General features: G+C 43.5%; 12 protein-coding genes and 1 tRNA gene. 3 read left to right on the top strand and 10 right to left on the bottom strand.

Going from position 1 to position 12,091, the window contains the following annotated elements; translation table 11 throughout:
• Window positions 1-119: 119 nt before the first annotated feature.
• Window positions 120-536 carry a YbaN family protein gene (locus tag NFR28_RS06225; RefSeq protein ID WP_251178971.1) on the top strand — a complete coding sequence of 139 codons (417 nt, stop codon included), beginning with the start codon at window positions 120-122 and terminating at the stop codon, window positions 534-536.
• Between the two features lie 73 nt (window positions 537-609).
• On the opposite strand, the gene NFR28_RS06220 is transcribed toward NFR28_RS06225, so the two are convergent.
• The 6 genes from NFR28_RS06220 to ileS all read right to left on the bottom strand — a co-directional run bounded on the left by NFR28_RS06220 (window position 610) and on the right by ileS (window position 7,514).
• Window positions 610-686: transfer RNA gene (locus NFR28_RS06220), tRNA-Pro, on the bottom strand.
• A 70-nt stretch (window positions 687-756) separates the two neighbouring features.
• Window positions 757-1,989 carry a bifunctional phosphopantothenoylcysteine decarboxylase/phosphopantothenate--cysteine ligase CoaBC gene (gene coaBC / locus NFR28_RS06215; protein ID WP_251178970.1) on the bottom strand — a complete coding sequence of 411 codons (1,233 nt, stop codon included), beginning with the start codon at window positions 1,987-1,989 and terminating at the stop codon, window positions 757-759.
• Complete coding sequence (hemH, locus tag NFR28_RS06210) at window positions 1,989-3,002, bottom strand: ferrochelatase (protein WP_251178969.1); 1,014 nt, start codon at window positions 3,000-3,002, stop codon at window positions 1,989-1,991. The genes coaBC and hemH overlap by 1 nt, the downstream gene beginning before the upstream one ends.
• Window positions 3,003-3,084: 82 nt before the next feature.
• Complete coding sequence (locus NFR28_RS06205; protein WP_251178968.1) at window positions 3,085-4,107, bottom strand: RluA family pseudouridine synthase; 1,023 nt, start codon at window positions 4,105-4,107, stop codon at window positions 3,085-3,087.
• Window positions 4,107-4,664, bottom strand: coding sequence for a signal peptidase II (lspA, locus tag NFR28_RS06200; protein WP_251178967.1), 558 nt, complete (start codon window positions 4,662-4,664; stop codon window positions 4,107-4,109). Before lspA ends, NFR28_RS06205 begins: the two co-directional genes overlap by 1 nt.
• 9 nt (window positions 4,665-4,673) lie before the next feature.
• Window positions 4,674-7,514: an isoleucine--tRNA ligase gene (gene ileS, locus NFR28_RS06195; RefSeq protein ID WP_251178966.1), complete on the bottom strand. Its 2,841-nt coding sequence runs from the start codon at window positions 7,512-7,514 to the stop codon at window positions 4,674-4,676.
• A gap of 237 nt (window positions 7,515-7,751) precedes the next feature.
• Here ileS and NFR28_RS06190 point away from each other — a divergent pair, with 237 nt between their 5' ends.
• Window positions 7,752-8,636: a DegV family protein gene (locus tag NFR28_RS06190; RefSeq protein WP_251178965.1), complete on the top strand. Its 885-nt coding sequence runs from the start codon at window positions 7,752-7,754 to the stop codon at window positions 8,634-8,636.
• Between the two features lie 74 nt (window positions 8,637-8,710).
• On the opposite strand, the gene dinB is transcribed toward NFR28_RS06190, so the two are convergent.
• The 4 genes from dinB to NFR28_RS06170 all read right to left on the bottom strand — a co-directional run bounded on the left by dinB (window position 8,711) and on the right by NFR28_RS06170 (window position 11,335).
• A complete protein-coding gene (gene dinB / locus NFR28_RS06185; protein WP_251178964.1) occupies window positions 8,711-10,015 on the bottom strand; it encodes a DNA polymerase IV in 1,305 nt (434 codons plus the stop codon).
• 6 nt (window positions 10,016-10,021) lie between these two features.
• Window positions 10,022-10,498 (bottom strand): dUTP diphosphatase, encoded by a 477-nt coding sequence (gene dut / locus NFR28_RS06180; protein ID WP_338025908.1) that lies wholly within the window; start codon window positions 10,496-10,498, stop codon window positions 10,022-10,024.
• 23 nt (window positions 10,499-10,521) lie between these two features.
• Window positions 10,522-10,974: a transcriptional regulator NrdR gene (gene nrdR / locus NFR28_RS06175; protein ID WP_251178963.1), complete on the bottom strand. Its 453-nt coding sequence runs from the start codon at window positions 10,972-10,974 to the stop codon at window positions 10,522-10,524.
• Between the two features lie 139 nt (window positions 10,975-11,113).
• A complete protein-coding gene (locus tag NFR28_RS06170) occupies window positions 11,114-11,335 on the bottom strand; it encodes a hypothetical protein (protein WP_251178962.1) in 222 nt (73 codons plus the stop codon).
• A gap of 113 nt (window positions 11,336-11,448) precedes the next feature.
• Between NFR28_RS06170 and lexA the strand changes: the two genes are divergently transcribed.
• On the top strand, window positions 11,449-12,087 hold the full coding sequence (gene lexA / locus NFR28_RS06165; RefSeq protein ID WP_251178961.1) for a transcriptional repressor LexA: 639 nt from the start codon (window positions 11,449-11,451) through the stop codon (window positions 12,085-12,087).
• Window positions 12,088-12,091 lie beyond the last annotated feature (4 nt).

Below are 12,091 nucleotides of genomic sequence, written 5' to 3'. Positions count from 1 at the left end.
TTCTGTAATTCGTGAGAATAAAATACCGTATAACGTTTTAAGGCGCTAAATATTGTCGCATCCCGTATACTTTCGTGCTCAAGGGATCAGATGCACATTGTCGAAGAGAAAGTTGACTTATGCGCATAATATTTGCAATTCTCGGTTTATTCTTTTTTGGTCTTGGTGCGCTTGGTGCAGTACTACCCGTATTGCCAACGACACCTTTTTTGCTTCTTGCATCTTTTTTCTTTTTAAGAAGTTCAAAGCGACTTAATGATTGGTTTCTTCAAACCAAGCTTTACAAACGCTATCTTGCAAACTTTGTAGAAAACCGCGAAATGACATTGCGCACTAAACTACTCTGCTGCTCTCCCGGAGTAATTATTATGTCGGTGCTTGCGTTTATGCTGCCAATGATATGGGCAAAAGTCGCGCTTATTGCATTAGTAATATTCGAGCTTTGGTATTTTAAGACGCGCATCAAAACAATTCCCACTGATGTTGCCCGCGCACAAGGCGAAGCCCGCTTAAAGCAGAACGATCCTATCTCTTAATTCACAAGTGTGGAAGAGTTACAGAGAAGTAAAAAGAGGTCTGCACGTATTCATGCAGACCTCTTAAATTTCCTGGTCGGGTGGACAGGATTTGAACCTGCGACCCCTTGACCCCCAGTCAAGTGCGCTACCAAACTGCGCCACCACCCGATGCGTTTAAGCGGATTGCTTAAAACAGCACGGAATATATTAGCGGTAACACAAGCTCAATGCAAGCACGTTATGACAAAAATTCAAGCGACTTTGTTAAAATCGCATCCGCAAGATTAGCTTTACTCATCCGAGGAAGTGCTTCAATTTCTTCCTTATCCACAAACCACACTTCGTTATCATCCGTACCAAACGCCATACCTTCGCCCACTTGATTCGCTATGATCATATTCGCATGCTTTGAGATTAATTTCTTTTGCGCGTTTTCAAGAACTTGATCTGTTTCAGCAGCAAATCCGATAACTACGCGATTATCCTTCTTGGCGCCTAGCATCTCAAGAATGTCAGGATTTTCTACAAGTTCAATACCAGAAAGTCGCTCGTCATCACTACCCTTTTTGAGTTTATGATCCGCCGCTTGCGCTGGCTTCATATCTGCCACCGCAGCTGCAAAAATTCCGATGTCAGCATTTTCAAATGCTTCTTGCGCGGCAACAAGCATTTCGTCAGCAGTTTGTACATACACCATTGAAACCCCTTCAGGCGCCTGGAGTGAAACTGGTCCCGAAATAAGCGTTACATCAGCCCCTCGTGCTACTGCAGCACGTGCAATGGCATATCCTGTCTTGCCCGAAGAACGATTCGTGATGTAACGAACTGGATCAATTGGCTCAATAGTGGGCCCTGCGGTAATCATAATATGCTTTCCAGCAAGATCTCTCTTCACACCAAGCTGAGAAAGTGTTGCTGAAACAATATCATCTACATCTGCCAAACGCCCTTTACCTGTGTCTCCACAAGCTAGGTATCCGGTGCCCGCTTCAACAAAATGTACACCGCGTATTTCTAGCTTACCAATGTTGTATCTTGTTGCCGGATTTTCATACATATGTACATTCATAGCGGGCGCTATAATGAGCGGCGCTGTTGTGGCAAGGACCGTCGTTGAAAGCAAGTCATCTGCAATGCCATTTGCAACTTTTGCAAGCATATTTGCTGTACAAGGAGCCAAAAGCATTACGTCAGCTTCCTGAGCAAGTGAAATATGGTGGATAGGATCTGCGGGATCGTCAAACAAACCAACAGCGACAGGTTCATGCGTAAGGGCACGAAATGTTGTTGGGTCAACAAAGTGTGTTGCATGTTCGGTCATGACAACCTTAACCCGAACCCCTGCCTTTTGAAGTGCGCGAACAATCTCAGCTGATTTATAAGCAGCTATACAACCGGTGATACCCAAAACGACAGTCTTAGAGGGAACGGGGTTTTGGGTGTTGTTAAGGCTTGTAACAGCAGTATCCATTATTCCTCCGAAAGGTACGGTGCAAGTACCTGTGATAGCACCTGCACATGGGCCTTGCTTCTATCTAAGCAGGGTACATAATGAAAGCTATCTTCATCAATTGTTCTACCTGCTTGCAACATGTCATTGAAATACTGAGGTTTTAACTCATAGTCAATATCATAAAGCGTCTCAAGACAATCTACGGCAAAATTAGGACACACCATAAAGAGTCGAGCATTATCGTGTTCAGCAAGTCTTTTAAGAACGTCTTTGGTATAAGGTGAAACCCAGGTGCGAGATTTGTCGAATCTACATTGATATCCTATTGTCCACCTAACGCGATCAAGACCAAGCTCGTTTGCAATCAGAAGACTACTTGCTCCCGTTTGCAACTCATAAGTATCCCCTTTTTCGATATCAACAAGTGGTATTGAGTGATACGAAAAAAGAAGTTTATCGTTTGAATCCACCTCAAAACCAGCACGCTTAATGGAAGCTGCTATTGCGCGAATATAAACTGGGTTGTCGTGGTAATTATCTATAACTACACAAGGAATATCCCATTGAAGCTTCTCCAAAGCTTGATCAACATGATCGCGAACCGAACCTGTTGTAGATAATGCACTTTGCGGGTACAGCGGCAAAACGACAATTTTTTCGCATCCTGCGTCTCGTAAATATGCAAACTCATCAACAACAAATGGTTTTGAATAGTTCATAGCTACGCGAACAATAACAGGACGGCCTTCTTCATCATAATTTGATTGCAAACCACGCATCAATTTTTGATGCGCAATAGTAAAAGGGGAACCTTCATCCGTCCAAATTTTGGCATATTTCTTTGCAGAAGCTCGCCCGCGTTTAGGCAAAATAAAGAGATGTAATATGAACCACCACGCTAGCTTGGGCATGGGGCAAATTCGAGGATCAGACAAAAACCGAGCAAGGTATTTCCGCACGGCACGAGGTTTGGGAGCGTCTGGAGTACCCGTATTGACTAATAAAACGCCTACCATCTTTGTCTTTGACACAATCAATTCGCCTTCCCTTGGTTGCATTGGACCTAAGATAAGCTACGCTCCCTCATCCCTATGTCTTAAGTCCAACTTCAGATCATTGGTTTGACCTGATAGTAGCAAATATTTCATCTCCTGCTGGAGTTCTTCCTATACTTCGCGGCGCAAGCTCTTTAAGAATATGGGCTAAATCTTGCGGTAAATCGTCAACGAAATGAAGCTCTTCACCTGTTAGCGGATGGTCAAAAGTTAGCATAAATGAATGCAGAAACTGACGATCAAGACCAAGCTGGGCCGATACAGAACGCGGCATAGATGCAGTGTAGACCTGCTCCCCCACCAAAGGATGCTTCGTAAATTCCATGTGGACTCGTATCTGATGCGTGCGTCCGGTAAAGAGCTTGCAATCAATAAGGGTATACCCATCATCATGTGGGCCCGCATCAAAGCGTTCAAGTACTTTGAAAGTGGTAATTGCATCACGCGAAGAAGGACACTCTCTTACCGCCATCCGCTTACGATCTTTTTCGGATCGCGCAAGAGGGGCATCAATCATGCCAGTATCTTGGGTGATTATGCCATGAACCAGCGCCAAGTAACGTCTATCAACCAACCGGTCTTTAATTGCCTCCATAAGCACAAGACCAGCAGTATCAGATTTCGCAGCAAGCATTAAACCGGTAGTATCTTGGTCTAGCCTATGAACAATACCGAGGCGATCGTCTTCACCTTGCACATTACAGAGATGGTCAGCTCCACAATGATAAATGAGAGCATTAACGAGTGTTCCGCTTTCATGATCTGCGCTGGGATGGCAAACCAAACCTTTTTGCTTAGAAAGAACGATCAAGTCGTCATCTTCATAGCGAATATCAAGGGGGATATGCTCACCAAGCAATGTGGCTATCTGTTGGGTATCGGGTAGTTCATAGACAATAAGATCACCCGATGAAACCTGATGCTTTTTTGGCTTGACCTGACCATTTACAAATACGCAGCCTTCGTAAATGGCTTTTGCGCTTGCCGATCGTGAAGGATAGCAACCTCGCTCAGCCAAAAGAGCATCCAAGCGCATAGACTCATCAAATTCGGTTGCGGTATAACTCAGCAAGCGCGACATTAGCGCTCCTGAGAAAGATGATCTTCGCGGTTTTCGTCAGCAGGTGCTTCCAAGTTTTGTGAATCTTTGCCAAAGGATACAAAAAGGCCAACAAGAAAGATGACGAAACCACAAGTTACACCTATATCGGCAATGTTAAAAACAGGGAAATTTATGAAAGTTGTTTCAATAAAATCAATCACATAGCCTTGAAAAAAGCGATCTATAGCATTTCCTAAACCGCCAGAAACCACCAGGCCAATACCGATAACTTGAAACCAATTGATATAGCGAATATTCGCAAAAAGATAAATGGTAAGAGCTGCGCAAACCACAAGCGACATAATGCCAAGAGCAATGGTTGAATCGCCAAAAAGACCCCATGCCATACCAGTATTATGGACAAGCCTAAACCTAAAGATCCCCGCAAAAGGCCCAGCTATGACTGAGCCTAGCTCGAATGAGTTGAAGTAGGCTTTGGTTATAAGATCAAATACGAGCCACGCAAGAACAATCGCGCTAAATACTATGCCAATTTTTTTGCGGTTGTTAAAACGCGGCTCGTGAGATGATTGCATTACGATCGGTTACTCCTCTGTTGCTTGATATCCAATTTCGTCGAGAACCAATGCGCACCGTTCGCAAACATCAGGATGTTGAGCTTGCGTACCAAGTTTGCGATAGTTCCAACAACGAGGGCATTTTTCGCCATGAGCATGCTCTACCGTGCAAGCAACCTCTTCTCCATCTTGTATCTGAACCTCAGAGACAATGAAGAGATCCTCAAGCAACGATGAATCCATAGCTGACAATAAAGCTTGAGTTGCTTCTGGAGCAGAAATAATAACGCAAGCCTCTTGACTCTTATTAATGAATTTAGCAGCACGCGCTTCCTCGAGTGCTTTCATGACAACTTCGCGAACCTCCAAAATGGCGGCAAAATTATCAACGACGCATTGCACATCACAAGGAGGAGCAGGAACAAAGTCGGAAACTTGAGGCCATCCTGCAAGCTGAACATTCTCTACACGATCCTGCTCTTTCATACCAGCCGGATAGTATTCCCAAACTTCATCGGTCGTAAATGACAGGATTGGCGCCATAATGCGGACGAGAACTTCCAAAATGTTTGCAAGCACGGTTTGTGCGGCGCGGCGACGCGATGAGTTGGGCGCTTCTGAATAAAGACGGTCTTTAATAACATCCATATAAAGCGACGAAAGCTCATTAACGAAGTCATACACCATACGATAGACCACATTGAACTTGCATGCATCATATGCCTCTTCAACGCCTTTGAGGAGTAGCACCGTTTTTGCCATCATGTACTGATCAAGCGGCTCCAGATCATCCCATGATGTAATTGCTTTGTCGTAACTAAAGTCTGCAAGACTACCGAGCAAGAAACGGAAGTTGTTTCTAAAACGTCTATAGGTATCTGACACCTGATCAAAGATAGTGAATGCTACGGCAACATCTTGTGAGTAATCGACACTTGAAACCCAAAGGCGCAAAACATCAGCACCATATTTGTTGATAACCTCTTCGGGATCAATGCCGTTACCGAGCGACTTAGACATCTTTCGGCCAGCTTCATCAACGGTGAATCCGCAGTGCATAACTGATCGGTAAGGTGGCTGTCCATAAGCACCCATAGAGGTCAGCAATGATGACTGGAACCACCCGCGATGCTGATCAGAACCCTCAAGATACATGTCAGCAGGGAAATGCAGCCCTTCAGCATCACGATGAATTAAAACGCTTGTGTGCGAAACACCGCTCTCCCACCAAACGTCCAAGATATCCTTTTCAGGAACAAGTTCAGTGCAGCCACAAACCTCACACTTGATGCCTCGAGGGAGATAATCGGCAGGTTTCTCAACAAACCATGCATCAGCACCCTTTTCATAGAAAAGCGAGATTACCGCATCAAACGTCTCTTCAGTAGCAACAGTATTGCCGCATTTTGCGCAAGTAAATACCGGGATCGGAACACCCCAGCTTCGTTGGCGAGAAATACACCAGTCAGGACGATCCGCCACCATAGAACCAATGCGGTTTTTCGCCCAAGCAGGATACCAAACAACATCCTGATCAATTGCACGCAACGAATTTTCGCGCAATGAGTTTTTATCCATAGCAACAAACCATTGATTAGTTGCTCTAAAAATCACAGGATTATGGCATCGCCAGCAATGAGGATAGCTATGGAGAATTTCTTTTTCCGCCACAAGCGTGCCTTGCTCACGAAGCCACTCAATAATTACAGGATTTGCCTCTTCGACATCAAGTCCAGCAAACGGACCAGCTTCATCAGTTAATACACCATTGTCATCAACGGGCATCAGGAGTGGCACATCAAATTCAAGCGCCACCAGATAGTCATCTTGACCATGTCCAGGCGCGGTATGGACAGCACCGGTACCAGAATCTAGGGTAACGTGGTCACCAAAAATTACAGTACCTTTAAGATCTTGGCGAATAGGACAGGTGTAAGCAAGCCCCGCCAATTCGCGTCCTTTTAAGGTTACAGGCTCTCCGTCTTCACCTACAACCATTTGATAATCTTGCCAGCCAGCCTGCTCAGCAACGGACTCAATGAGATCTTTAGCGAAAATCATGTTATAGCCATCAGCAACCACCATGGCATAATCAGCATCCGGAGCAAGAGAAATAGCAGTATTTGCCGGAAGGGTCCAAGGCGTTGTTGTCCAGATAACCATATAAGCTGTGCCAGTTGCACCTGCCGCTTCAAAGATGCCGGGCATAGTATCTAACTTGAAACGCACGAAGATTGAAGGCGACGTTTCATCTGAGTACTCAATTTCTGCTTCAGCCAGTGCGGTGTGACAATGCTTGCACCAATGGATAGGTTTGCGACCACGATATACCGATCCATCGAGATACATCTTTTTGAAAATCTCAACATTACCAGCTTCGTAATTTGGGAGGTAAGTTAAATAGGGATTGTCCCAATCTGCGTTTACTCCAAGACGCTTGAAGCCATCTCGCTGAATGTCTACATATTTCTCAGCCCACTCTCGGCAAAGGCGACGCAATGTTGGCTGATCAATGCTTGCCATCTTGTCTGGTCCAAGCGTAACTTCAACCATATGCTCGATAGGCTGCCCGTGACAATCCCATCCAGGAACATAGGGCGTAAAGAAGCCACGTTGCGCATGAGATTTATTGACAAAGTCTTTGAGGATTTTATTGAATGAGTGTCCGATGTGAATTGGGCCGTTTGCGTATGGAGGACCATCATGAAGCACAAAAGGCTTACCATCTCGATTCTTTTCAAGAACCTGATCGTAAATTCGCTCTTCTTCCCACTTTTGCAAACGCTTCGGTTCGTTCTCAGGCAAATTTCCTCTCATAGGGAAATCTGTTTGGGGCAATATCATGGTGTCTTTATAGCTTTTTGCCACGACGCTACTACCTTCCCACTCTATAAACGTGCGCACCTTTTGCGCATAGTTAACGTGTAACTTACCTAGTATATAAGAACCTTCAAATTCTTACAGCGAACTTAGCCAATTTTCGGAGTGAGGACGAATTTGACACATTAGTATAAAGCGTATTTGCTGTGTATCACGAGGAAATCATCAGCTATACTTTTCCTCAGGAAAACGAGCAGAATTTTCCATTTTTTGAAAGGAAACTCCGTGGCTATTGATTTTGAAATTGTAACCGACTCTTGTTGCAACCTTACCGACGCAATGATTGATGAGTTTAATTTGCACATCTTACCGCTAACGTTTATGGCAGAAGGAGAAGATGAGATCTTTCAAAGTTATTTAAAAGGAGAAAAGTCTGATCTCAAACGCTTCTATACCATGATGCGTGATGGGAAGGTATTTCGTACTTCTCTTCCCAACATGCACGATTCAGAGAAATTGCTTCGTTCACTATTGGAACAAGGCAAAGATATTCTCTACGTTGGTTTTTCTTCAGGTTTATCTGGCACTTTTGAGGCGGTTAATCTTATTTGTGAACGTTTGTCGGCCGAGTTCCCTGATCGAACAATACTCACTGTTGACACACTTGCAGCATCTGGTGGTCAAGGTCTGCTTATCTATCACGCTTACAAAAAAGCAGAAGCTGGGGAAACAATCAAACAAGTTCATGAGTGGCTTGAACAGAACAAACTTAACTTAGCTCATTGGTTTACCGTAGACGATCTAATGTTTCTATATCGTGGCGGTCGCGTTTCACGTACAAGTGCTTGGGCTGGCACAATGCTTAACATTAAACCTGTTATGCACGTTGATAACGAGGGTCACCTTATTCCCCTTGAAAAAGTACGCGGACGTAAAAAATCACTGAATGCTTTGGTTGACCACATGGAAAAGAGCGCTTTGGCACCTATTGATGAGCAAATGGTGTTTATTACACATGGTGATTGCTATGAAGATGCCGAATATGTTGCCAATCTCATTAAAGAGCGCTTTGGCGTAAAAGAAGTAGTGATCAACTATGTTGATCCTGTTATTGGAGCACACTCAGGACCTGGTACTATGGCTCTCTTCTTTTTAGCCGACAAGCGTTAAGGTAAATCTGATCTAAGAGTTCCTCTTTAATAACTATTATCTTGAGAGCCTTTGCTTACCTAGCAAGGGTTCTCTTATTTATAATCAGCAACATTTTTTGAAGATGATCCAGTGGTATTTTGATAGGAACGTATCTCACTTCCGAATTGCACGGATGTGTCGCCGAATCGGTCTCTTATTGAATCTGTAGCATCAAGCAATTTCTTACGCTTTGTTGGTTCAGCTATAAGAGGCTCAAAGTCTTCATGGTTATTAGTTTGATTGTCTTCAATCTCAAACAAAGATAGTTGCTCAGTAGATTCAGGGGGTTCATCAAACCCGGTCATTGCAACCCCAACAAGTCGAACAGGCATACCTTCATGCCAAATATCACGAAGCATTTTATATAGCTTTGGAATAAACTCTAAGTCATCATTACTGGGCGCGGCAAGCGTAGTTTGGATTGAACGAACTGTTCTATCTCCATAACGAATACGAAGTGCGAGAGTTGATCCTTTTAAATTCTTCTTGCGAAGCCTCCTGCCAACCTTTGATGCCATGGTGGCAATAGCTGCCTCAACTTCATGCGCTTTTGTGAGGTCTTTAGCAAAAGAAGTTTCGTTTGAAACTGATTTGATGCTTTCATCGGTTACGATGCCTGAATCATCGCCACCATTTGCGCGAATGTGCATAACACTACCCGCTTTACCAAACATACGCTCAATTTCATGGCGAGGTGTTTGTGCAAGCTGACCGAGTGTGGTTATGCCCACTTTTTTGAGCTTTGTTTCAGCAGAAGGCCCTATACCACTCAAAGCACGCACCGGCAAAGGAGATAGAAAGTCATTTTCTGTCCCAGGATATACGATGGTCAATCCGCGTGGTTTATCCATCTCAGAGGCAATTTTTGCAATCGTTTTTGATGATCCAATACCAATAGAGCATGTCACACCAAGGTCCTCTACTCGTTGCTGAATCCTCATAGCAATTTGAATAGGATGTTCTGTATTAACTTTTGTTGGAGTGACATCCAGAAATGCTTCATCAATACTTACTTGTTGTACATAAGGTGTCTCGTCACTTAGTATCTTTATTATCTGGTTTGACATCTCACGGTATCGATCAAAATGTCCATGAGTCCAGATTGCTTGTGGACACAATCGTTTTGCCTGAGACGAAGGCATTGCACTATGAACTCCAAATACACGAGCTTCGTATGAAGCAGTGGACACAACACCACGCTTGTCGGGATCTCCACCTACGATAACTGGTTTACCCCTCCAATCAGGATGATCTCTTTGTTCCACCGAAGCAAAGAAAGCATCCAAATCAACGAGAAGTATGGCTTTCCCAGTCCAAGGAATAGCATGAAATGCACTTTGTGAAGACGATTTGTTCATACTCTACTATCTAGTGCTATGCGTAGCTATTCCACTACTTCCAAAACCACCTGTTCCCCGTACAGAATCTTCCAAATAATCTACGGGACTATAGCTAATGCGGGGAGTTTGCATGATTGCAAGTTGAGCAATACGATCACCAGGATTGATAGTAAATGCATTGTTTGGGTCCAAGTTAATAAGCGATACACATATCTCGCCGCGATAATTACTGTCAATTAATCCAGGTGCATTAAGGACAGTCACACCATGTTTGCTTGCAAGACCGCTTCGCGGTAGGACAAAACCACCATAACCAGCTGGAATAGCAAGCGAAAAGCCACATGGAATAAGCGCACGCTCAAACGGCTTCAAGGTATATGTGACAGTTGAGCATATATCAGTTGCAGCATCACCTTCATATGCATACCTTGGCATTGACACCTGATCATTTAGAAGCTTTATGGGTACAATTACTGATCCTTGGTTTTGCAACATATTCATAGTGAGCTTTCATAATATAAGCGCTAAATATTGCGCATCGCTTCAAGCGCATTTGAGAATTCTTCAATATTTTGAAAATCTTTATACACGCTTGCAAAACGGACATAAGCAACATCATCAAGATGAGCTAAGCGAATTAATGCCATATCCCCAAGCTCTTTTGAGCCTATTTCATTTCTCATAGTATTACGCAACTCAGCCTCAATGCTATCAATGAGAGCCGCTAGTTGATCTGGATTAACTGGTCTTTTTGCGCAAGCAATCAATAAGCCACGTAAAAGTTTCTGGCGATCATAAACCTCAGATGACCCATCGGTTTTAATAACAATAAGAGGAGTATCGCCTAGGCGCTCATAAGTAGTAAAGCGTCTTCCGCACTCTAAACATTCTCGACGTCTTCTAATGGCTGTATCTTCTTCAGCTGGACGCGAATCAACAACTTTTGATTCAGGGTTTCCGCAAGATGGGCAACGCATGGCACTCCTTAGTATTGGTTAGCGTACAGACTAGCATATATGTATGCTTTTATGATTATTAGTACAACTAAAAGAACTAATATTAGTAGTCAGTAGCAACACAAAACGGAGTAAAAAATCAAATTAGTAAGACACTTCCTTATGCGATAAATGCCGCACCAAATAAGACAGCCATGCTTAAAATGCTGAGTATAATTGCACCTCGTTTATCAATATGGTTAAACCCATATCCTTCAGTAGTTCCGTAACGCAAAGCTTGATACATCTCTGAATCATAAACACACTCACTTAACGACATATACCGCGAGTGTACGCAAGATCCATACAAAGTATCTAAATGAGCTGCTGTACTTTTCTTCATTTTTCTCACCTTCTCTGCTTGCGCCGAACTTATGTTCGTATATAATAAAGCGAACAAAAGTTCATGTCAATGATTTTTCATACATTTGTTCGCTATTTGGAAAGGACAATCCTATGTCCGCAAAAGTCACTAAGCGTCAACAAGCAGTACTAAACTGCATTGAAGATTGCATCCGAGAAAAAGGATATGGTCCAACCGTCCGTGAAGTTTGCTCGGCACTTGGCCTCTCATCCCCTTCTACTGTGCATGTACATCTCAATGCACTTGAAAGTAAAGGACTCATAAAACGAGATCCGCTTAAATCACGCTCTATTGTCTTGACATATCCTCTTGATGAGGAAGAAGCTCAAGAAGAGGTGTCTGTTCCTTCATTTAGTAAGATTATTGATGTTCCTCTTATTGGAGATGTAGCTGCCGGTACCCCTATACTTGCTGAGGAAAATGTTCGCGACACCATCTCGTTACCAGTAGACATCGTTGGTGATAGTGCTTCTTTTATGCTTTCAGTTCACGGCGAGAGCATGATTGAAGCAGGTATTAATGATGGTGATTATGTTGTAGTGAAATCACAACCAGTTGCCAACAATGGTGACATTGTAGTGGCTATGATTGATGACGGTGCAACGGTGAAACGTTTCTATAAAGAACAGAATTACATCAGACTTCAGCCTGAAAACTCAAGTATGGAACCCATAATCACTACTGATTGTACTATTGCAGGAAAGGTTGTTGCGGTATTCAGGCGCCTCTAATAGC

This window comes from Adlercreutzia agrestimuris (assembly GCF_943193125.1).
GTDB lineage: Bacteria > Actinomycetota > Coriobacteriia > Coriobacteriales > Eggerthellaceae > Xiamenia > Xiamenia agrestimuris.
Note: the sequence above shows the minus strand (reverse complement) of the source record. Positions and strands in the feature narration are given on the sequence as shown.